Annotated in this window: 21 protein-coding genes; 9 read left to right on the plus strand and 12 right to left on the minus strand. The window is 57.3% G+C overall.

The features are described from left to right. Positions 1 to 19: 19 nt before the first annotated feature. Entirely contained in the window at positions 20 to 577 is a 558-nt protein-coding gene (gene ssb / locus PHD44_RS00970; RefSeq protein ID WP_300186999.1) for a single-stranded DNA-binding protein, read from the minus strand. A gap of 115 nt (positions 578 to 692) precedes the next feature. On the opposite strand from ssb, the gene uvrA reads away from it, so the two are divergent. Further along, on the plus strand, positions 693 to 3,515 hold the full coding sequence (uvrA, locus tag PHD44_RS00975) for an excinuclease ABC subunit UvrA (RefSeq protein WP_300187002.1): 2,823 nt from the start codon (positions 693 to 695) through the stop codon (positions 3,513 to 3,515). 248 nt (positions 3,516 to 3,763) lie between these two features. On the opposite strand, the gene PHD44_RS00980 is transcribed toward uvrA, so the two are convergent. The 3 genes from PHD44_RS00980 to PHD44_RS00990 are packed head-to-tail and all read right to left on the minus strand — an operon-like array spanning position 3,764 to position 6,760. Further along, positions 3,764 to 3,958, minus strand: a complete 195-nt coding sequence (locus PHD44_RS00980; protein WP_298219370.1) for a hypothetical protein — start codon at positions 3,956 to 3,958, stop codon at positions 3,764 to 3,766. Between the two features lie 29 nt (positions 3,959 to 3,987). Next, positions 3,988 to 5,121, minus strand: a complete 1,134-nt coding sequence (cydB, locus tag PHD44_RS00985; protein ID WP_300187005.1) for a cytochrome d ubiquinol oxidase subunit II — start codon at positions 5,119 to 5,121, stop codon at positions 3,988 to 3,990. Between the two features lies 1 nt (position 5,122). Next, positions 5,123 to 6,760, minus strand: coding sequence for a cytochrome ubiquinol oxidase subunit I (locus tag PHD44_RS00990; protein ID WP_300187008.1), 1,638 nt, complete (start codon positions 6,758 to 6,760; stop codon positions 5,123 to 5,125). Positions 6,761 to 7,046: 286 nt separating this feature from the next. Between PHD44_RS00990 and PHD44_RS00995 the strand changes: the two genes are divergently transcribed. From PHD44_RS00995 to PHD44_RS01010, 4 genes are all read left to right on the plus strand, one after another. Beyond that, positions 7,047 to 7,394, plus strand: coding sequence for a DUF3817 domain-containing protein (locus PHD44_RS00995; RefSeq protein WP_300187011.1), 348 nt, complete (start codon positions 7,047 to 7,049; stop codon positions 7,392 to 7,394). Positions 7,395 to 7,507: 113 nt separating this feature from the next. Further along, positions 7,508 to 7,909, plus strand: coding sequence for an alternative ribosome rescue aminoacyl-tRNA hydrolase ArfB (arfB, locus tag PHD44_RS01000; RefSeq protein ID WP_300187014.1), 402 nt, complete (start codon positions 7,508 to 7,510; stop codon positions 7,907 to 7,909). Positions 7,910 to 7,927: 18 nt separating this feature from the next. Then, positions 7,928 to 8,020, plus strand: coding sequence for a YaeQ family protein (locus PHD44_RS01005; protein ID WP_300187017.1), 93 nt, complete (start codon positions 7,928 to 7,930; stop codon positions 8,018 to 8,020). A 230-nt stretch (positions 8,021 to 8,250) separates the two neighbouring features. Further along, positions 8,251 to 8,736, plus strand: coding sequence for a YaeQ family protein (locus tag PHD44_RS01010; RefSeq protein WP_300187021.1), 486 nt, complete (start codon positions 8,251 to 8,253; stop codon positions 8,734 to 8,736). Here PHD44_RS01010 and PHD44_RS01015 read toward each other — a convergent pair. From PHD44_RS01015 to PHD44_RS01035, 5 genes are read right to left on the minus strand one after another with little or no spacing between them, the layout of a single operon-like run. Then, entirely contained in the window at positions 8,714 to 9,628 is a 915-nt protein-coding gene (locus PHD44_RS01015) for an HlyD family secretion protein (protein WP_300187023.1), read from the minus strand. The two genes, PHD44_RS01010 and PHD44_RS01015, sit on opposite strands and share 23 nt — an antisense overlap. Then, positions 9,625 to 9,825: a DUF1656 domain-containing protein gene (locus PHD44_RS01020; protein ID WP_300187026.1), complete on the minus strand. Its 201-nt coding sequence runs from the start codon at positions 9,823 to 9,825 to the stop codon at positions 9,625 to 9,627. The genes PHD44_RS01015 and PHD44_RS01020 overlap by 4 nt, the downstream gene beginning before the upstream one ends. Continuing rightward, positions 9,815 to 11,998, minus strand: a complete 2,184-nt coding sequence (locus tag PHD44_RS01025) for an FUSC family protein (protein WP_300187029.1) — start codon at positions 11,996 to 11,998, stop codon at positions 9,815 to 9,817. The genes PHD44_RS01020 and PHD44_RS01025 overlap by 11 nt, the downstream gene beginning before the upstream one ends. Beyond that, on the minus strand, positions 11,995 to 12,522 hold the full coding sequence (locus tag PHD44_RS01030) for a MarR family transcriptional regulator (protein ID WP_300187032.1): 528 nt from the start codon (positions 12,520 to 12,522) through the stop codon (positions 11,995 to 11,997). Before PHD44_RS01030 ends, PHD44_RS01025 begins: the two co-directional genes overlap by 4 nt. Next, positions 12,519 to 14,003, minus strand: a complete 1,485-nt coding sequence (locus PHD44_RS01035; RefSeq protein ID WP_300187035.1) for an efflux transporter outer membrane subunit — start codon at positions 14,001 to 14,003, stop codon at positions 12,519 to 12,521. Before PHD44_RS01035 ends, PHD44_RS01030 begins: the two co-directional genes overlap by 4 nt. Positions 14,004 to 14,274: 271 nt before the next feature. Between PHD44_RS01035 and PHD44_RS01040 the strand changes: the two genes are divergently transcribed. Further along, positions 14,275 to 16,221: an alkaline phosphatase PhoX gene (locus tag PHD44_RS01040; RefSeq protein WP_300187037.1), complete on the plus strand. Its 1,947-nt coding sequence runs from the start codon at positions 14,275 to 14,277 to the stop codon at positions 16,219 to 16,221. A gap of 113 nt (positions 16,222 to 16,334) precedes the next feature. After that, positions 16,335 to 18,386: a hypothetical protein gene (locus PHD44_RS01045; RefSeq protein WP_300187040.1), complete on the plus strand. Its 2,052-nt coding sequence runs from the start codon at positions 16,335 to 16,337 to the stop codon at positions 18,384 to 18,386. 33 nt (positions 18,387 to 18,419) lie between these two features. Here the strand turns inward: PHD44_RS01045 and PHD44_RS01050 are convergent, their stop codons facing one another. The 3 genes from PHD44_RS01050 to PHD44_RS01060 form a co-directional block, all read right to left on the minus strand. After that, positions 18,420 to 19,451, minus strand: coding sequence for a hypothetical protein (locus tag PHD44_RS01050; protein WP_300187043.1), 1,032 nt, complete (start codon positions 19,449 to 19,451; stop codon positions 18,420 to 18,422). A gap of 20 nt (positions 19,452 to 19,471) precedes the next feature. Beyond that, positions 19,472 to 19,672 carry a DUF2892 domain-containing protein gene (locus tag PHD44_RS01055; protein ID WP_290679924.1) on the minus strand — a complete coding sequence of 67 codons (201 nt, stop codon included), beginning with the start codon at positions 19,670 to 19,672 and terminating at the stop codon, positions 19,472 to 19,474. 76 nt (positions 19,673 to 19,748) lie between these two features. Next, complete coding sequence (locus PHD44_RS01060) at positions 19,749 to 20,096, minus strand: hypothetical protein (protein ID WP_300187046.1); 348 nt, start codon at positions 20,094 to 20,096, stop codon at positions 19,749 to 19,751. Between the two features lie 184 nt (positions 20,097 to 20,280). Here PHD44_RS01060 and PHD44_RS01065 point away from each other — a divergent pair, with 184 nt between their 5' ends. Together PHD44_RS01065 and PHD44_RS01070 are read left to right on the plus strand one after the other, a co-directional pair. Further along, on the plus strand, positions 20,281 to 21,528 hold the full coding sequence (locus tag PHD44_RS01065) for a lipoprotein-releasing ABC transporter permease subunit (RefSeq protein ID WP_298220913.1): 1,248 nt from the start codon (positions 20,281 to 20,283) through the stop codon (positions 21,526 to 21,528). Next, positions 21,521 to 22,237, plus strand: coding sequence for an ABC transporter ATP-binding protein (locus PHD44_RS01070; RefSeq protein ID WP_300187049.1), 717 nt, complete (start codon positions 21,521 to 21,523; stop codon positions 22,235 to 22,237). Before PHD44_RS01065 ends, PHD44_RS01070 begins: the two co-directional genes overlap by 8 nt. The last annotated feature ends 21 nt before the right edge of the window (positions 22,238 to 22,258 follow it).

Raw genomic sequence — 22,258 nt, forward strand, 5'->3', positions numbered from 1 at the left:
ATCTAGATTAAGGTGCATTTTAGAACGGGATATCATCATCCACAAAATTCGGCTCGGATTTGGCCGGGGCGCGTGGAGGCGGTGGCGGGGCGCCGTAGTTGTCGCGGTTGCCGCTTGACGGGCGCGCAGGTGCCGCGGCGGCACGACCGGCGCCACGTGCAGGCGGTGTGTTGCTATAGCCATCGTCTTCATAGTCGCCCGATTCTTGCTGGCCGCCGCCGGAGCCACCCGAACCTCCACGTCCGCCCAGCATTTGCATCTCGTTAGCGACGATTTCGGTGGTGTAACGATCTTGTCCATCCTGACCTTGCCATTTGCGGGTTTGCAGACGGCCTTCCACGTAGACCTGCCCACCTTTTTTCAAGTATTGGCCTGCAATCTCTGCCAACTTGCCAAAGAATACAATGCGGTGCCACTCGGTGTTTTCCTTCTGTTCACCGCTGTCTTTATCTTTCCAGGTCTCGGAAGTGGCGACGGTAATGTTCGTTACCTGCCCGCCGCTCGGCATGTAGCGAACTTCCGGGTCTTTCCCGAGATTGCCCAGGACAATGACTTTGTTGATTCCACGACTGGCCATCCGTATGTTCCTCTTGCGATTACAATGGCGGTGCCCGACAGTTTCGGCAACGCGCTAAAGTCCGTACTATAAATCACTTGCCCTTTTCATTCACTTTTGACTTTTCTGGATTCCCATGGCCGATCCGTTTATCCGCATTCGCGGCGCTCGCACGCACAACCTGAAGAATATCGATGTCGATCTGCCGCGCGATGCGCTGATCGTGATCACGGGGTTATCCGGTTCGGGCAAGTCATCGTTGGCCTTCGACACGCTGTTTGCCGAAGGTCAGCGCCGTTATGTCGAATCGCTCTCGGCCTACGCGCGGCAGTTCCTTTCGATGATGGACAAGCCGGATGTGGATCACATCGAAGGGCTTTCGCCCGCCATTTCGATCGAACAGAAAACCACGTCGCACAATCCGCGCTCGACCGTGGGCACCGTGACGGAAATCTATGATTATCTGCGTCTGCTCTACGCCCGCGCGGGCATTCCCCGCTGCCCGGAACATGGCGTCGATCTCACTGCGCAAACCGTCTCGCAGATGGTCGATCATGTGCTGGCGCTGCCAGAAGATTCACGCTGGCTGCTGCTCGCGCCGGTCATCGAGAACCGCAAGGGCGAGCATAACAAGCTCTTCGATGAATGGCGTTCGCAGGGCTTTTTGCGGGTGCGCATCAATGGCACCGTGTATGAAATCGATGAGATTCCAGCACTCGATCCGAAAGGCAAAAACACGATTGAAGTCGTGGTTGATCGCGTCAAAATCCGCCCGGATATCGGTCTGCGCCTGGCCGAATCCTTCGAAACCGCGCTGCGCCTCGCCGATGGGCGCGCCTTTGTCGTCAATATGGATGATGGCACTATCCACACGTTCTCCGCCAAGCACGCCTGCCCGATCTGCGGCTATGCCCTGGCTGAACTCGAACCGCGCCTGTTCTCGTTCAACAACCCCGTCGGTGCCTGCCCGACCTGTGACGGCCTGGGCGTGAAGCAGTTTTTCGATCCGCAAAAAGTGATCGTGAATGCCGAACTCTCACTGGCCGCAGGTGCCATTCGCGGCTGGGACCGGCGCAATGTCTACTATTACCAGCTCCTGCTCGGGCTATCGAAACATTATGGTTTTGATTTAGACACGGCCTGGCAGGATCTGCCGATCGAGATTCAAAACTCCATCATGCAGGGCAGTGGCCGCGAAAAAATCACCTTCACTTACCTCGATCCCAAAGGCAAGGCCAGCACCAAGGATCACCCCTGGGAAGGCGTGCTGCCCAATATGGATCGTCGTTACCGGGAAACCGATTCGCAGGCGGTGCGCGAAGAACTGGCAAAATATATTTCCGAGAGCGCCTGCCCGAGTTGCGGCGGCACCCGCCTGAACCTGGCGGCGCGGAATGTCTTTATCGAAAACGAAAACCTGCCCGCCATTACCCATCGCTCGATCAGCGAGGCGCTCGCGTTTTTTCAAACCCTCGATCTGCCGGGCGCGCGCGGTGAGATCGCCGGGCGCATCGTGCGGGAAATTAGCGCGCGGCTGGGATTTTTGAACGATGTGGGCCTGACTTATCTCTCGCTGGATCGCTCGGCCGAAACGCTCTCCGGCGGCGAAGCCCAGCGCATCCGCCTCGCAAGCCAGATCGGCTCGGGCTTGGTGGGCGTCACCTACATTCTCGATGAACCCTCCATCGGCCTGCACCAGCGCGATAACGACCGCTTGCTCGGCACCCTCAATCATCTGCGCGAACTCGGCAACACCGTGATCGTGGTCGAACATGACGAAGACGCCATCCGTGCCGCGGATTTCGTACTCGACATCGGCCCCGGCGCGGGCGTGCATGGCGGTCGGATCGTGGCACAGGGCACGCCCGAACAAATCGCCGCCAACCCCGATTCGCTCACCGGCGCGTATCTTTCCGGCAAGAAAAAAATCACCGTGCCCAAACGCGTGGCGCCCGAAGCCGAACGTTGGCTCAAACTCCATGGCGCGCGCGGCAACAACCTTGTCGGCGACACGCTGGAAATCCCGCTGGGGCTTTTGACCTGCATTACCGGCGTTTCCGGCTCGGGCAAATCGACGCTGATCAACGACACGCTGTATCTGATTGCCGCGCGTGATTTGAACGGTGCCAGCACCCGCCCCGCCCCCTTCGAGCACATCGAACATCTCAATCAGCTCGACAAGGTCATCGATATCGACCAATCCCCCATCGGCCGCACGCCGCGCAGCAATCCGGCCACCTATACCGGTCTGTTCACGCCGATTCGTGAATTGTTCGCCGGCACGCAAGAGGCCCGCTCACGCGGTTACACACCGGGGCGTTTCTCGTTCAATGTGAAAGGTGGTCGCTGCGAAGCCTGCCAGGGCGATGGCGTTATCAAGGTAGAAATGCATTTTTTGCCCGATGTGTATGTTGCCTGCGATGTCTGCCACGGCAAACGCTACAACCGCGAAACGCTGGATATCCGCTACAAAGGCAAAACCATCAGCGACGTGCTCGCCATGACCGTCGAAGACGCCGCGCCCTTCTTCGATGCCGTGCCCGCCCTGCACCGCAAACTCACCACCCTGCTCGACGTAGGCCTGGGCTACCTCACGCTCGGCCAGAACGCCACCACCCTCTCCGGCGGCGAAGCCCAGCGCGTCAAACTCGCCAAGGAACTTTCCAAACGCGATACCGGCAACACGCTCTATATTCTCGATGAACCAACCACCGGCCTGCACTTCGCCGACGTCGAACAACTGCTCGCCGTGCTCTACCGCCTGCGCGATCAGGGCAACACCGTCGTTGTCATCGAACACAATCTCGATGTCATCAAAACCGCCGACTGGATCGTGGATCTGGGCCCCGAAGGCGGCAGCGGCGGTGGAAAAATCATCGCCAGCGGCACACCGGAAACCGTGGCAAAAGTGACTGGATCTCACACCGGACGGTATCTCGCCCGGTTACTCGACCACTGAACCCTCAAATCCACCCTTCTGTAAGGAGGGCAGGGGCAATGCCATTGGGTTAAGCTCCAACCGGTTGATAAATAATGCTTAATATGCAGGCCCAGCAACATGAGTAGTTGCCGCAATGACCGCAGCCGGTATGATTAGGCCGTGCCGTCCTGCACTGATTGTTGTGCATTGAAGCAAACAAAACCCCCGGCATGACCGGGGGGCTTTCGTAGGCTTTGGTGTGCTTCAGATCAGAAGCACGTCGCAGGTCACTGTGGCGTGCCTTTGGATTTTTCCTCTTGCGTGTCGAAGAGAAAACCCGCGGCGGCAGAGGTCAAAATCAACAACCCGGTGCCGATGATCCAGGCGAAGTACCAGGGGGCGGCTTCGCCCATCACGATCACAAGGAAGATCACGATCATGGCCAGCACAAAAAACAGCAGGAAATAACCAATCGTCTTCATATTCTTTCTCCGTAAATTTCAGCCCGGGATCAATAAGCGTGCGGATCTTTCTCGATCTTGCCCGCATCCACCTTGCCGCGCATCACGTAGAAGGCCCAGCTGGTGTACCAGAGGATCAAGGGTACGAACACGGCCGAGAAGCCAGTCATCCACAAAAGGGTGGTTTCACTGGAAATCGAGTTCCAGATGGTCAGGCTCTGACTTGGATTGGTGCTTGATGGCATGAGGAACGGGAACAGGCTGATCGCGGTTGCACCGAGTACACCTACCCACGCCAGAACGCCAAACCACCATGCGATGGCGGGGCGATGCGCGCGCAGCAGCAGGCCACCGATGATCATGCCTGCAAAGCCGATAACCGGGATGACCCACAGAATGGGCATGGCCTTGTAGTTGGCCAGCAGGCCGCCTTTGACGAGTTCAACGGTTTGGGTGAGGGGCGTCTGCGCCAATGCCGGGTCGACCGAATGGGTCAGAACGAAGCCGGGCATCATGCTGATCCACACCCCGCCGATCGCGAACAACACAATTGCGACCAGAATGGCAAATGAACCCGCCGCCCGCGCCCGTTCGGCAAGCACGCCCTCGGTTTTGATAACCATCATGGTTGCGCCCATGTACATGGCAAGCGCGAGAGAAAGCAGGCCTGCAAGGATCGCAAACGGGTTGAACAGGCTGATGAAGCTGCCGGTGTAGTACGAGCGCAGATCCCAGTCGAAGTGGAAGGGTACGCCTTGCAGCATGTTGCCCATGGCCGCGCCATAGATGATCATCGGCAGCGCGCCGGAGATCAGGAATACCCAGTCGGCAATGTTTCGCCAGCCTTCGGTCGGAATTTTCGAACGGTATTCGAAGGCGAGCGGCCGCATGATCATGCTCCACAGCAGGAGCAGCATGACGACATACAAACCGGAAAACGCCGTGGCATAGATGAGCGGGAAGGCCGCAAAAATCGCCCCGCCGCCCAGGATGAACCACACCTGATTACCGTCCCAGTGCGGGCCGATGGCGTTGAGCATGCTCCGGCGTTCGAGATCGGTCTTGCCGATGATGCGCAGCAGTGCGCCCACGCCCATATCCATACCGACCATAACGGCCAGCCCCAGTAGCAGCACGCCCAAGAGCAGCCACCACAAAACTTTCAAGCCTAGATATAAATCCATCTCACACCTCTTTGGATTGTTCGTTCACGAGCGTCTTGGCATGAACGGGGGCATAGTTGCCACCCAATACCGAGCCACCTGACGACGTGTTCTTATCTTGCTTTTGCACCGCGTGATGATCGTCGGGCCCTTGCTTGATCGCGCGTACCATCAGGTACATTTCGATAATGATGAAGATCGAATACAGGCTGACAAACCCGATCAACGAGAACACCATGTAACTCACGCTGTGGCTCGAGGCCGACATCCAGGTCGGCAGCAGGTTGTAGACCGTCCACGGTTGGCGACCCAGCTCGGCCGTAAGCCAGCCCATCTCGCAGGCGAGGAACGGGACCGGGATCAGCCAGAGCGAAAAGCGCAGGAAAAGAGGATGGTTCTCGACGTCGTTACGCAGTGAGTAGATCACGCCGAAAATGAAGAAGGCGAGCATCAGGAAGGCAAAGCCCACCATAATGCGGAACGTCCAGTAGATGGCGAAGACATCCGGGATGGTGTCTTTCGCGGCGAGGGCGATGTCCGCATCGGTCGCTTTGCTTACATCCTGCTCAGGCGCGTAGCGCTTGACCAAAAAGCCGTAACCGAGGTCTTGCTCATGCGCCTTGAACTGAGCCATGGCCGCCGCATCGCTTGGATTGCTGGAGAGAATCTTCAGCGCTTCTACCGCCTGGATGCCGCTCTTGATGCGGAGGGCATTACTGGCCTCGATCTCTGCGATACCCGGAATTTTCGTATCCATGGTATGCGTCAAAAGTGGCGTGAGCAGATAGGGAATCTGGATGGCCCAACTGTTCTCCTGCTTCTCCTGATTCGGCCACGCCATGAGATTAAACGGCGCTGGCGCTTCTTCCGTTTTCCACATGGCTTCCATTGCGGCAATTTTGGCCGGTTGTGCATGCGCGCCGACAAAACCGAGTGCATCACCCAAGGTGATTACCCCGATGGTGGACAGAACGCCAAAGATCGTTGCCATCCGGAACGAACGCTTGGCCAGTTCCATGTGCCGTTTGCGCAGCAGGTAGAAGGCACTCACGCCGGCAACGAAGATCGCGGCGGTCACATAACCGGCAATACTGGTATGCACGAATTTGGCTTGTGCGTCGTGGCTGAAAATCAGCGCAGTGAAACTTTCCAGTTCCATTCGCATGGTGACGGGGTTGAACACGGCTCCTTGCGGGTCCTGCATGAAGCCGTTGGCGACGAGAATCCACAGTGCCGACAGGTTCGAGCCCAGTGCGACAAGGTAGGTCACGATCAGATGTTGCCCGCGGGAGAGTCGGTCCCAGCCGAAGATCATCAGGCCGATCATGGTCGATTCCATGAAGAAGGCCATCAGGCCTTCAACGGCCAGGGGCGCACCGAAAATATCGCCAACGAAGCCGGAATAGAATGACCAGTTGGTGCCGAATTCGAACTCCATCGTGAGGCCGGTGGCGACACCGAGGGCAAAGTTGATGAGCAGCAATTTGGCCCAGAATTGCGTCATTTCCTTGTAAATCGGCTTGCCGGTGACCACATACACTGTTTCCAACGCCGCGAGGAACACAGTAAGCCCCAGTGTGAGTGGCACAAACAAGAAGTGGTAGAGCGCCGTGGCGGCAAATTGCCAGCGCGACAGCTCGACGACGGTATCGTTGATCATATTGAGCTCCTGGTATAACAAAGAAACATAGATAAACACGGCCTCTGTGGGAAGAAGCCCCGCTCGACCGATCCGTGAAGGGTACGCCCGTCGTGTTGCCGCCGGTTAAATTTATGGCTGATTAACTGCGTAGTATGGCTAATTTGTGTTGTTGAATAACAACGCGGCATTGCTGCTCAATGGGATAGTTCTGGCCGCTTATTTGCAAGGGTAAACCTGAGTAAATTGATTTGTTGTTTTTTTATGATATAACATAAAAAAATATTATTAATCACGAGGTGCGCTCATGTCTTTTATTCCTTCCAAGGCCGGGAAATCTCCCGTTTCGCGCTTGTTGCGCCATTTGAGCCTGATGACCCTGGTGGAAGGTGCTTCCCTGATCGCCTTGGTGCTCATTGCCGTGCCGATCAAATACGGTTTGAACTTTCCTTTGGCCGTCCAGGTAGTCGGACCCATCCACGGGGCGTTGTTTCTTTGGACAATGGGGGTATTGCTGACCAGCGTATTCGCCGGACGTTTGGCTGCGGCCAAGGGGGCGGTGGTCTTTTTCGCGGCATTGATCCCCTTCGGTGGCTTGTGGTCGCACCGGCTGCTGGATCGGGAAATTGCTCGCCAGGGTCAGGGTGTAACTTAACCGTCCGGTCGAGCGGGCGGGCTGACGCCAGCTTGGCGTTAGCACGGTTCGATGTGGTGATACCTGTTATAGTGCGCCGGGTTTCCGCGAAGGACTTTTGCAGGTTTTGTTTGATGACTCATCCCCCCATTCCCGCTGCCGAGATCGAGTTCACGGCCATCCGGGCGCAGGGTTCGGGAGGGCAAAATGTCAACAAGGTCTCAACGGCGATCCATCTGCGCTTCGATATTCATGCTTCATCTTTACCCGATGAAATCAAAGAAAAACTCTTGGCACTCTCCGATTCGCGCATCAGTCGCGAGGGCGTGATCGTGATCAAGGCGCAACGATTCAACAGTCAGGACAAGAACCGCGCCGATGCACTGGCGCGCTTGCAAGCCCTTGTGACGCAGGCGACCCGCCCCGTCAAACCGCGTAAACCGACCAAACCCACCCGCAGTGCGCAATTAAAACGCTTGGCGAAAAAGGTGCAACGCGGTCAGACCAAGCAGCTGCGCGGACGCGTCGTCGAATAAACACAGGATTCTTCCGTCATGGCGCAAAAAGCGACCGTCTACAAAGTCGATCTCGATATTTCTGATATGGATCGGTCGTATTATCTAAGGGGTCTCTGCAGGAATCGATAGTGTCTCTGCGGGACCGCCAAGGGCCCAGATGCAAGGCGCGGTGCGCAGGGAATGGCCGTCGCCATTCACAAGCGCCGCAACGCTGCAGACGGGCCCTTGGCGGCCCGCCCGGACGGGGCTTGCGGGTTTGCCCGCACTCTGTGTTGCCGCCTCTCGATGGGCAATGAGCCCATCTTCGAGTCGGCGCCTTGATTGCGAACAAACCCGTAAGCCAGAGGCACCATCGATTCGTGCAGAGGCCCCTTAGCCATCACCTGACGCTGGCCTTGCATCCCTCGGAAACCGAATCGCGCATGATGCTCCGCGTGCTGGCCTTTGCGCTGAATGCACAGGAATTGCTGCAATTCACGCGCGGGCTATCGGCAGATGATGAGCCGGATCTCTGGCTGAAAGATCTCACGGGGGGTATCAAGTTGTGGATCGAAGTGGGCTTGCCGGACGAGCGCCGTCTACGCAAGGCCTGCGGGCGGGCGAAGCAGGTGTTGGTTTACGCTTACGGTGGCCGGGGCGTGACGGTGTGGTGGGAAAAATCCGTGCGCGAGTTTGCACGGCTGGACAACCTACGTGTCTTTTCCATTGATGACGAGTCGCTTGCCGCGCTGACTGCACTGGCAGGCCGAGGGATGCATCTGTCCGTCAGTATTCAGGATGGCGATATCTGGGTGTCTGACGGCGAGGCCAATGTGCCGGTGATTATCCGGGCGTTGACGCCTTAACTTTCGGAGCATCCTTTGCTTCGTTTCCATGTCGTGGTTTTATGACCACCGTACAGGTCATGCCCGCTGCAATGTGGACGCTCGCGGGAATCTTTTCCAGCTTGATGCGTACGGGAATCCGGCTTGCGAGGCGTACCCAGTTGAATACCGGGTTGACGTCTGCCGTCAGGTCCGGCGCGACCGGATTGTCCCGATCTGCAATCGCGTAGGCAATGCTGGCGACCCGCCCGCTGATGGCCTTGGTGTGCCCCAACAAGGTCACCCGTGCCGGATCGCCCACTTGAACGTGCCGCAAACGCGTTTCCTCGAAATAACCGTATACCCAGAACGAGTCGGCATCGACGATGGCCATTTTGGGTGCGCCGACGGCGGCGTAATCACCGGGGCGCAACAACAGGTTGGTGACATAGCCGTTGACCGGCGCGCGAACGGTGGCGCGCTCAAGATTGAGTTTGGCGAGATCCAGTTCGGCTTTGGCTTGGTCGTAGGCTGCCTCAGCTTCCCGTGCGGCGATCTGCGTGTCGGTATTCTGCTCGGCGGACACCACTTCAGGATCGAGGGCGACCCGTCGTTTGGCCTGCTGCCGCTTCATTTCAAGGGTTGCACGCGTCGCCGTGAGGTGTGCTTTTGCGTTGGCGAGTGCCAGCTGGTAGCGCGCCGGGTCCACTTCAAACAGAACATCGCCCCGGTGGACGAATTCGTTGTCGCGTACCGGAACCGCAACCACGCGGCCGCCGACATCCGCCGTGATCTGCACGATATTCGCCCGCACCCGACCATCCCGTGTCCACGGAGAATCCATGTAGCGCAGCCATAATTGGTACCCCAGATAGACGGCGATTCCGACAATCAAGCTGGTTAAAACAAAGCGGCCGACCGCAGCGTGTTTCATGAGTACCACCATAGCCCAAGGCCACTGAACAAAATCACAAACAGGGCAAACCGGAACAGGGCCGGGTGCCAGACAAAACGATCCCAATCGACATCACGCAGAAGTTGATCGATCAGCACGTAGATCAGGGCGCTGCCGATCAGGATGAGCAGCAACGTCGGTATCAGCGCATCGAACAACGGAATTTCACGCGGCATAACCGGCCACCTCCTTGCTCACTTCCGGCTCGGGGGCGGCAGGACGGTCGATATCCGGGATGGCTTGAACCTGAAGTTGAATCAGGTGCAGGTAAATCTGGATTTTCCGGTCATTGGATGTCGGCTCTTTTCCCTTGTTGTCGAATACTTGGTCGAATACCTGTGGGATGACGTTGTTGAATGCCTGCCGAAGCGCGCGCAAATTGCGCTGATTTCGATGGCGGTAAAACCGGGCCAAGGCGGAAATGGCCGTTTGAACGGACGACAGTCGGGCGGCATCGAGCGAATGGGGCTGTCCGAGCAGCGTGCGCAATTCAAGGACGGCGCTGCCCAGTTCCTGGATGGTCAGCGCATCGGTCAATGTGGCGCGATCTTTGGCTGTGTTGAAACCACGCATGCCGGCGATCTGCCGCAGCAATTCGCGGGAATCGCGTTCGAACTGCGGGCGCAGACCGGTCAGCGGGTTCAGGCAGGCGACGATCAGCTGTCGATTCAGTGCCCGCATCATGCGATAGCGCGACAACTGGTTGCCCATGGGCATGACGGTCAAGAAGGCGAGTGCCGCGATCGTGGCCGAGACCAGCAGGGCGATCCCGCTGTTCAATAGCCCGGCGTAGTTGAATTGGGTGACATTGTCCGGAATGGCCAAGGTACTGAAAAACATCCCGAAGCCTACTCCGATTGCACCCCATTTCGGGCGGGTCATCAAATAGGCGGCGAAGGCCAGAAACGGTATCAGCCCGAACGTCAATTGCGTGAATCCATGCAGATTGGGCAACACCATGAACTGGAAGGCAAAGGCGGCGACGAACGAGAGGGCAATCCCCTGCCACAACTGGAAAACCATCTTGGCTGGGTTCGGAGCGGTGGAAAACAGGGCGCTGACGACAACGGCGATGGTGAGCGCCAGAACGCCGGTGGGCCATGCCGAGTTGATCCAGAACACCGACATCGCACCCAGCATCAACACGGTGCGCAATCCCGCGATCAGGGGTTGTGAGAAATCCGTGGCGTGGCGACCATGCTGAATCAGAGGTGGCGCCTGGTCATCATCCTCAATGATTCGTGCGTCCTGCAGGGCCGAGTGACTGCGCCCATAGTGCCGGAATTCATCGATAAACTGTTCGAGCAGCATCAGTGCCGTATCGAAGGCGAGTTGTTGTTCGGGCGAGAACGTGTTTTCTGCCAGGATTCTGGATTTGTGTTTCTGTATCTCGGCCTGCCACTCGCCGATATACGACATGAGTTGCTGTGCTTCAAAGGCCGATGTCGGAACATGGGTTTGCAGTAGCCGCACGCCAGTGGCCAGCAGAGGATCGAGCGCTTCGCGGACGGCATTCATGCTGGGGTCGTTGAGCCGCAGGATGTGTCGGTTCAGAACGTGCAGCGTGCTGGCGGCGGCAATCAGATCGGCGCTCATGCGCAGAATGGTCTGGTTTTGCAGGCGGGTTTTAGGGTTGTCGAAAATCCCGACGGAACGGTAGCTGTCGAGCGTGACAATTTCGTTGATCGCCTTCAGGTGCAGGCTGCCCCATTCCTCAGTAGGCACCCCGAAACTGAGCGCTCGACCCGATGAGTTCGCAAAGGTTGCGAATCGCTTGAGTGCGGCCGATAGCAACAATTCGCGTATCGAAAGCGGGAAGACAAGTCCGCTGATGGTGCTGGCGACCAGGATGCCAAGCAAGACTTCGGTGAGCCGCGTGACGGCAATATCAAATGCGGCATTGGGGTCCATGGCGGCGGGCAAGCCGACCAGACATGCGGTGTAGCCCGCCAGCACGAAGGCGTAGGACTGAAAGTTGCGATAGATCGTTGCACCCGCCGTCAGCATGCCAACCCAGATCGCCAGCCCGATCAGGAACATAACCCGTTCCTGTGCGAAAGCAGCCACAAGCAGCAGTGCCACGCCACTGCCAATAATCGTGCCCAGGGCGCGGTAGAAGCCTTTCGCCAACACCATCCCCGTTCGGGCCTGCATGACGATAAATACGGTAACGACCGCTGTCTTCGGTGATTCCAGTTCCAGTCGATAGGCCAGCCAGAGGGCAATCAGCGCGGCGATTAACGTTTTGAGCACGAACAGCCAGCTTGCCGCCTCTTCCTTGAAGAAGTTCTGCAAGGCGACCAGGCGTTGCCGCCCGATGAGCGCGGACTGTGACGGTTCTGGATTCACGGCATCTGTTCCTGCCCTTCGATGACCTTGCGCAACAGATAGTCGAGTTGCAGGCGTTCCGCTGTGTCCAGCAGGGCGAAATTGTTTCGGGTTACCGTGACGACATCAGGGAGAACTTCAGTGATCCGTTTCTCGCCGGCCGTCGTTAAGCGTACTTGTACCTTGCGGCGATCAACGGAATCGACTTCGCGGGAAATCAGGCCTTGACGCAGTAGATCGTCGCAAATACGGGTGATGTTTGCGGATTTTTCATGGGTGGCATCTACCAGTTGCGAGGGTGTCAGCGTCTGGTCGATCGAGCCGAAAAGCATGACCATGACGGCGTAGCCGGTGTGATTCAATCCATGGTGTTTGAGGGCACGGTTGGCATGATTGGAGAGGCCCTTGGCGACGAAGTTGGTCAGTCGCGCGAGGGTGACGGTTTCCCGATCGAAAGCGGGAAAACGTTTCGCCGTCAGGGCGAGGCGGGCGTCTGCTGGCGCAAAGCTCTTTGCCAGTTTTGCGGCAGGTGTTGGTTTGGTCATCCGGTGACTCCTTGTGAAGCATGGGGCAGGGTGTGGGGCAGAACGGTTCCGCCGAGCGCAGCGTACAACTGAGCGAGCGCGGCGCTGGCCTCGGCATTCAGCGAAATGCGTTGCGCTTCCAGATTGAGCACGGATTGTCGGGCGGCCAGCACGGGAAGACGATTGGTCAGCCCTGCGGCAAAGCGCTGTTCGGCGCGTTTCGCCTCGGCATCGGCGGCGCGTCGTGCGTCGTTCAATGCTGCACGGCGTTCTGCAAGCGTGTGGAGTTGCGTCAGGGCGCTGGCCGTTTGCTGCAAGGCGGTGAGCAGCGTCTTGTTGTATTCGGCGATGGCTTCGTCGTAGGCAGCGGTGCGCGCGCGCAACTGTCCGCGCAGCCGCCCACCTTCGAAAATGGGCAGAGTGAGTGCAGGAACGACGCCATAGTGCGCTGAATTCGATTGCAGGAAACGCGAAAAACCGCCGGAAGCCGCAAGTCCGCCCAGATACGCGGCAAGGTTGATATCCGGGTAAAACGCCGTCCGAGCGACGTGAATGTCCCGGGCGGCCGCTTCCATTTGCAGGCGTCGGGCGCGGACGTCCGGGCGGCTGCCGATCAGGTTCGCCGGTACATCATGCGGTACCGACCAGTCATCGCCCAATAAGACCGTCGGCGGTTGCAGCGGGGTGTCTGTCGCCGTACCCCGCCCGGTTAGGACGGCAATCTGCTCGGCACGCAGGTGCAGGTCTCCCGAGTAGGTGGCTACCTCTTCCTGATCGCGGGCGGCGGTCAGTTGGGCATCATACAGATGAGCCGCATCCGTCAGGCCGTGATCGAGGCGAATCTGTTCGATCTGTACGGCCCGGTCGGCTTCAGCCTGGCGTTCGGTGGCCGTTCGCAACAGCGCAACATCGGCGGCATAGTGCAGATACGCGCCCACCAGCTGGCTCGAAAGCAGCAAAGCGGCGGCATTTCTGGCCTCGACACTGCTCTTGAGGCGATCTTCGGCCGCCTGAGCGATCGCCCGATTCTTCCCCCATAAATCCAGAGCGTAGCTGGCGGAAAGATTGAAGCCATTGTCCCAGGTCGTGCTGCCGCCAAATGGCGGGGGGAAGAACTGGTTGTTGGTCCAGTGTGCCCTGCCGACGTGGGCATCCAGATCAGCGCGCGGTCGTTCGACAGCCCCGGCGGCTTCACTCAATCCTTCCGCCTGCCGGATGCGCGCCCGAGCAATGGCGAGATCGGGGTTGTGCGTCAGTGCCTGCATCATCAGCGCGTCGAGCTGCCGGTCGTGCAATGCGTGCCACCATGCCTTTGCCTTGCTGGCGCTGGCTTCTTCATCAGTTTGGTGGGACAAGCCCGAACTCAGGTTCAGCTGATCGACTGTCGTGGGCCGAGCGTGCGGCAGGATGCCCGACGGATCGGCGCATGCAGCCAGCAGCGCGCACACAGCGCCGATGGCGCTGATACGTAGTACAGACACTTGATGGGCGATTCTATTCATAAATAGATAATACATTTATGAAATAAAAAGTGAAGAGGTTTTTTTCGTTGCGACAGCCATGAACTGGCGAGTAAAAACAGGGTTGCTGATGTTCAGACTTACCAAAACCCGGGCAAATAGATTTAACGGCTAGTAATTATTACTTGCATTTAACCTTAATCTAAGGTTCATCCCGGTGTCACCCACGCTTCATCGAAGCTCCCTAAAGTCGCGCTCCACAAGCCAATTTTGGCTTGATATTGAATGCAAAATAATTCCTGGAGCCTCAACGATGAACAAGAATATCCTCGCGCTGGCCATTGCCGGCGTCCTCTCAGTTGGTTTGGCTGGTTGCAATAGCTCGGACGACACAACCGCTAGCACAACGCCTGAACCTACCACCCCGGCACCTACTGCAACCGGCGTTACCTTCTCGGCGACACCGGTAGCAAGCACGGATGCCGAGCACTTGACGACCTATACCAAATCGGTAGCGACAGTGACGTACAGCGATGGCAGCACCAAAGATTTTCCATTGACGTACAACCGGTTGTTCAAAAACACCGATCAGGTTGCAACCGTCAATGGCAGCAAGCAGGCTGCCGGCCAACTGTATGATATGGACATGAAGCCCATCATGGATCCAAATGGCGCTCCGGTCATTGCCGAAACGCCGGATGCCAACAGTCTTTTGAACGTGGACGGCAATCTGTTCATGGTAACCCACTGGGAATACGACAGTATTCTTGCAGATGGACAAAAATCATACAAAGCAGCCGGTTGGTACAGCCGTATGCCGATGGAGATGAGCCTGTCGTCCATAAATCAGGACAAGGATGGAACATTATCGGTGGTCAGCCAGCAGCCGGTTGATTTTGCGAGCGTCAAAGGCGGTTGGATTTTCTGCGCGGGCGGCCCCACACCATGGAATACCCATATGGGTGGCGAGGAAGATTATGATCTTTACTTCGTGCCTGGCGAGAAAAAATACACCACGACGGCGGCTGGCTTAAAAGCCCTGACTGAGGTGTATTTCAATAATACGCAAACGGCAAATCCGTATCAGTATGGCTTTCCCGTTGAGGTCGCGGTTAAAAAAGACGGCAGCTATGACGTCACCAAGCATTATGAAATGGGCCGCGGTACCTGGGAATTGGCGCGCTGGGCGGCAGATGGCCGCACCGCGATTTATGGCGACGATGGCGCCTACGCTGGTTTGTTCATGTTCGTGGGCGATGTAGCCAACAACCCGAAAGCAGGCGGCACCGTGTACGCAGCCAAGTGGAATCAAACCTCAGCTGACGGAGCGGATGGACCTGGCGCCAATATCTCCTGGGTCAAACTGGGTCACGGCACCTACGATGAAATCAAGGCCATCGTTGATAGCAACATCACGATCAACGATATTTTCGAAATCGCCTTAACGGATACACCCGGTTACATTCCGACCCGTGCTGGTTCTGCTGAAACCGTCTGGATCAAGCTCAAGCCCGGTATGGAACAGGCAGCCGCTTTCCTGGAAACACGGCGCTATGCGGCCTACTTGGGGGCAACCACAGAATTCACCAAGGGTGAAGGCGTGGCGTTCAATGAAAAAGACAAGAAAATGTACTACGCCATCAGTTACATCCAATCTTCGATGTTGACTAACGATGGTGGCCCGGTCGATGACATCCGTGCTGCGGGCAACGCGGCGGGTGCGACTTACACCTTCGATCTGGCGGCCAATCAAAAGGATACAGCGGGCAACCCGATCAACTCAGCCTATGTTGCCACCAAGGCTTATGTGGAGCCGATGCTGCTCGGCAAACCGATTGTTGCGGATGCCAACGGTAATACGGCAGATGTGAACTTCATTGCGAACACTGACAACCTGTTCTACTCCGAGCCGATGCGTACATTGTTTGTTGGCGAAGACTCAGGTAACCACGTGAACAATTTTGTCTGGGCCTATAACGTCGACAGCCAAAAACTCTCACGGATTTTGTCCACAGCGGCGGGCGCCGAGGCCACCGGCTTGCAGATCGTGGACGATATTGGTGGTTATGCTTACATCATGAGCAACACGCAACACCAAGGCGACTGGATCAAGAGCCAAGATGCCAACCTGACCACGAAGCTCAAAGCTGAGGCCGAAAAACTCTTCGGCGTTAATAGTGTTGGTACATTGAATTACTACCTGCAAGCGGATGTGGGTTACATCGGTGGCCTGCCCGCAATCACTGCACCCAAGAAATAAGTCGGGTTCAAACGCCCTGCCGCAAGGCGGGGTATAGGGCCGGAATGACTCTGGCCTTATTTTTTCACCAGCAATCAATTATCTGATTTCTATTGAAAAAATAGGATTTCATCATGCAGAATACCACCCAAACGCTGCGCTATTTATCCCTTGCGAGCCTCATTACCATAGGCTTGGTCGGCTGTGGCGGCGGGGGCTCATCAACACCGCAGTCCCCCCAACCACCTGCACCAAATCCCACGGCGCAGCAACTTCCGCTGCTCGGGGAGTACATTAGCCGCGCCTCCTTCGCCAACCCGCACGCGCATATTCCCGCGCAGTGTTTTATTGAAACCGGCGGCGGTACGCAAAATGCCTGCCTGTTTTGCCATACCAACGGCGTGGCTGCACTCAAACTAGGCAACAACAATCCGCAGGCTGGGCTGAACCCCAACATCGGTAACCTGCAAGCCGAGTATGCTTTTGGCGTATTCGATTATCCGCAGGTGGTGAATTCCAGTATTAACCCCTGGATGAACACGTTAAAGCCTGAAGTGTTACATACGGCCGTTGCCGCACTGGGCGCCAATGCGGCCGACTGGGACATGCAAACCTATATTCGCCAAAACAACTGGCAAGCGGCCTTTGCCAAGCGCGCGGCACTGGGCGCTCTGACCTCCTGGGATGCGGGTGTGGATTCACCGTTTCGCGTGTTCCCCAGCTTAAACCCAGATGACCTGCCCGCTAAAGCCGATGGGTTTGTACGCACGAATAATCCAGCAGGTAGCCTGTTCCAGGATGAGCAAGGCTTAATGACGGGTTGGCGCGCGGTGAACTTTATGCCCTATGGCATATTCACCCCGCTGGCGGGTAGCGTTTCTGGCATTTATATCCGCCTGCCCAAGGTGTTCATGCAGACCGCCAGCGGTGCGTTTTCGACCGCGACCTATGCCGAAAATCTGGATCGGGTAGCCGCGAATATCCAGAACCGACTCACGTCGGAGCAAACGCATTATGTCGGCGCGGCCAGCAATATCGAGATTGTTCGGGGTCAATATCCGCTGGGCACCGAGTTCGCGCACCCCTTGCATTATGTGGATGTTCAGGCCGATGGCAGCAATCCTGCCATCAGCCCCTTTCCGGGCACACGCGCGCAACGGGTCAAGGAAGTCCGCTGGATGATCAAATTGCACGAATGGTATCCCGCCGAGTTTGGCAACACCCTGAAGGAAGAGTCCGCGCCGGTTTATGCCAGCCGGACGGATGGCTGGATTGAGAACGGGACCGGCTGGATCATCGGCGGTTTTATCGAGGATGCCAAAGGCGAACTGCGACCGCAAACCCCCTCCGAGTTGACCCAATGCGTGGGTTGTCATTCCAGCAATGTGCGCCAATCGGATGTGGGCCAGAACCCCGTATTCACCTCCGGTACGGGCAACACGATCGATTCGACCTGGGCGCTGCCACGCAAATTAAATGGCAATGCGGGCTGGGGCGAGATGAATTACCTGGGGTTCAAAGCCAACTCGAATGCCAGCGCAAACCAAACGCCCGGCACACTCACCATGCCGGAGCCGGTGAATCAATACGCGCAACAAGGCGAATTCCGCTTCTTTCTGGATCATGTGGTGGGTATCTCGCTTTATGGCGACATGCCTGCCACTGTCGATGCGTTTTTAGCGCAAAAAATCAGCACGGCTCAAGGGTATTCGCAGGATTGGCCAGATTTGAACGCGGCCATTGCCACCAAAAATGTCGTGGCGATTGGGCAGGCCCAGCGGCAGCGACTGGCGCTGATCCGGGAATTTACCGCAAAGGGTGCGTATCTGGATTCGGCCAAACGGATTCTGCCCGAATTGTTCTTGCCCACTCGGGCGGATGCACTCGAAGCAGCCCGGCGTTATCGCGAGGTGGCGGTCACTCAACGCTTTGATTTTGGTAAAGACGTATTTGATAAAACACCGGCGTCCTTACAGTATTTCCGCGACGAAGCAAATGCTTATACCCATCAAAACGGCACACCCTATGTGGTGGGCGAGGTGGTAACTGATCGCCCCATCAATACCACAGTGGGGGATTTCACTTATGGCGTGGGCATTGTGCCCACCCTGATTGACGAGAATAAACCCTTCTCGGCTGGTGGCACTTTTGTCCCGGATTATGTGCCACTTCTCGCGCCCGATTAATCTTGTTGCATTGGGGAAAAAGCTCGGGACTTGCTATTGTGCGGGTTCGGGCGCTGGAAGCGTCATGATCGTGCGCTCTCCCAGACCCTCTCTTACCGCTATCAGGTTTTTACCATCCGCGCTGAAACTGGCGCCTTCCCATTGATCGATTGATGGCAAGGACACGGATGCGAACGGCTTTTGTAGTGCCGCGTGCCAATCCTCGTTTGCCCTGCGGTAGAAGTAATACACCGCGCTGTAGGTTAGGATCGCCAACAGGCGGCCATCGGGCGCGAGCGCCATGGCTGTGGGTTGATCGGCGTACGGGCTGGTGAATGGATGCAGCAGCCAACTGACGAGATCGGGGGCGGGCAGCGTGGGTAAATTGGCAATGAATCGCGCTGTGACGACCGCTGCTTTTTTCTCCTGTGCGCTGATGGGCTTGCGGTCGCTCAGGTTCACGCGTGATGCCAACGGGATAGCAAACAGCCGTGCCGGTTTCTCGCGTTTGGTGAGCAGCAAAAACTCGTTGTTTTGCGCATCAAACACGAGCGATTCGGCATCGTGGCCGCCGCTATAGCCGCCTTGGCGTCGCGGTGCGGGTGCTTGATCGGGGTAACGAAAACGGATGAGCGCCGTTGGCCTCTGGGTGATATTGGTTTTGAGCGCAACGGGTTCTGGCACAAACCACAGCCGATAATCCGGCCAAGTGCCGCGATTGTCGCCGATATCACCGATCACGAGCGTCGGTTTGCCATCCAGATCAAGGTGGGTGATGGCTTCCCAATCGCGTTGCCGAACATCATCGAGCTTGAGTGTACTCAGCAATTTGCCATCGGCGTTGATGGCGAACAGGAGTGGCACACCTTTTTTAGAGGAAGCCGGCAGGTTGATGTTGTCGTTATGCGTCCAATAGACACCAACATGTTGCGGTGAGCGGGTCAGGCCACTGGCTTCATCGACGATGGACGGCAATGTTGCAGCAAAGGTGCTGTGGCCGATAAAAAACAGCAGACAAAACAATGCCGCCGATCGGTAGGTGTGAATCGGCGGCACTTTTGCCCGCAAGGCGGAGCGGAAACTCAATCTCGGCAATTACCCTGAAACTACTCGGCAGATTTGCCTTTGGTGTTCAGGCCGAGCAGCGTGTATGCCGGGCAGAAATTGAACAGACCGGTCAGCAACGGGATGATCCCGATATAACCCCAGTAGCCAATGCCACCGATATTGAATACCGATAGGGCGATGAGCACCAGGCCAACCACAATCCGCAGAATCTTATCGATTGAACCAACATTTGTTTTCATCACTGAACTCCGGATAAATAAGGGGGAACGATTTAAGCAGGGCATGAAATTTTATAATGACCGAATAGAGTTTAGATTATTTCGGTCGCTGGTGATGTTTCACCAGGTGAATTGCGTGCCCATGCTCAAAGTACACGGTGAACTCAGGGTAAACCCAGCGCGTGATCGGCGGCTGATATTTGGTGCCCTTTGCCGGTTCAGGTGCCAGTTTCTTGCTGGGCTGGCCGAACTTTTTGGCCACCTGGGCCATGGACAGGCCATGGACGTAATATTTTGTTCCGGGCTTGGCCTGATTGATGTCCGGCCGCATGACCAATTCATCGGCCGATGCGACTTGCGCACCCATCACGAGCGCAAAACCGATGCCGAATGCCGACAGGTTGCGGACAAAACGAGAGAAAAAAGGCGAGGTCCGTTGATCCATAACAACAACTCCTAAATGGGGGCGAGACATAATCTTCCAAGGGTGTTCAGTCCGAAGTTTGACCGAGTGCACGTAGACAACAGTGTAACGCGCTCTGAATCATTTCGGTACTCCTGCGGTCATAGTGTGCCCGCGGCTGCTAAACTGCTGGGCGTTTTATAAAAGAATCCAGCGGATACACGGCATGTTTCGATCTTTTGAATGGCTAATCGGCTTGCGGTACACCCGCGCCAAGCGGCGTAACCGGTTCGTCTCCTTTATATCGGCGACGTCGATCATCGGCATCACGCTGGGGGTGACGGCGCTGATCGTGGTGATTTCGGTGATGAACGGGTTTCAGGATGAACTGCGGCATCGTATTCTCGGCATGACGGCGCACGCCACCATCAGCGAGAACGGTCAGGCTTTGCAGGATTGGCGTTCACTGGCGCAAAAGGTCCAAAACGAGCCGAATGTAGTAGCTTCCGCACCCTACGTTCAGGCCGAAGCGATGCTGTCGGCCCAGCCGAATGTTTCCGGCGCGATCATCCGCGGTATCGAGCCCAAATACGAGGACGCGGTGACCGATATCGGCAAGCACATGGTCGCCGGTTCGTTAAGTGATCTCAAGCCGGGCGGGTTCGGCATTGTGCTCGGTGAGGCGCTGGCCCAAAGCCTTGGCGTGGCGGTGGGCGACAAGCTCATGCTCATCACCGCCAATGTCGCCGTGACGCCCGTGGGTGGCTTGTTGCGCCAACGGCAGTTCACCGTGGTCGGCATCTTTAAGGTTGGCATGTACGAATACGATCGCGGTTCGGCATTCATCGATCTCAAGGATGCGCAGGCTTTGTTCCGGATGGGGGATGGCGTGACCGGTCTGCGGCTGAAACTCGACGACATGTTCCGCGCGCCCTGGGTTGCGCGCGATCTGAACCTCAAGCTCGGCAACCCGTACTGGACGACCGACTGGACGCAGGCGAACGGCAATTTCTTCCGCGCGGTGCAGACCGAACGCACCGTCATGTTCATCATTCTCTCGCTGATCGTGGCGGTTGCGGCGTTCAATATCGTGTCCACACTGGTGATGGTGGTGACGGACAAGCGCGGCGACATTGCGATTCTGCGCACGCTCGGCGCAAGCCCCGGCAGCATCATGCGCATCTTTCTGATTTCCGGTACCGTGATCGGCCTGATCGGTACGCTGATCGGCGTGGGCTTCGGGGTGCTGATCGCGTCGAACGTCGAAACCATCGTGCCGTGGATCGAGCATCTCACCGGTACCCAGTTCATGCCCGCCGACGTGTATTACATCAGCGAAGTGCCCTCGCGCCTCGACTGGAACGACGTGTGGCACGTCGGCTTGATGGCCTTCGGGTTGTCCTTCCTTGCCACGATTTATCCTGCCTGGAGCGCCTCGCGTGTGCAGCCAGCCGAGGCTTTGCGTTATGAATGACATTTCCACCACCATCGGTAATCCCGACATCGTGCTCGAAACCCGAAACCTGCACCGCACCTATCGTGAAGGCGATCTTGTCGTGCCGGTGCTCAAAGGGATCGATCTGGCCGTCAAAAAGGGCGAAATGCTTGCGATTGTCGGCGCATCCGGTTCCGGTAAATCCAGCCTGCTGCAACTGATGGGCGGGCTGGACAAGCCGACGACGGGTGAGGTCTGGCTGGCCGGGCACCTGCTTTCCAGCCAGAGCGAAGCGGCGCGAGGAAGGTCGCGGAACAGTCATCTGGGCTTCGTCTATCAGGCACACCATCTGCTGCCGGAATTCTCCGCGCTCGACAACGTCGCCATGCCGTTGTTGATTCGTCGTTTGCCCCGGATCGAAGCCCATGCACGTGCCCGAGGGATGCTCGAAGCCGTCGGGCTGGGCGCGCGTGCGGAACATCGCCCCGCAGAGCTTTCCGGCGGTGAACGTCAGCGGGTCGCCATTGCCCGCGCGCTGGTGACGGAGCCGGCGGTGGTGCTGGCCGATGAACCGACCGGCAACCTCGATAGCCACAGCAGCGACAGTGTCTTCAATGCCATGGTGTCGTTGAATCAGCGGTTCGGAACCGCCATCGTGCTGGTCACGCACGACAACCAACTGGCCGAACGCATGCAGCGGGTATTGGTGATGCACGATGGCGTTTTGAACACGCGCGCGGTGGGTTGATCAATCTCTGATTGAATCAGA

Source organism: Halothiobacillus sp. (assembly GCF_028710545.1).
In the GTDB taxonomy this organism is placed as follows: domain Bacteria; phylum Pseudomonadota; class Gammaproteobacteria; order Halothiobacillales; family Halothiobacillaceae; genus Halothiobacillus.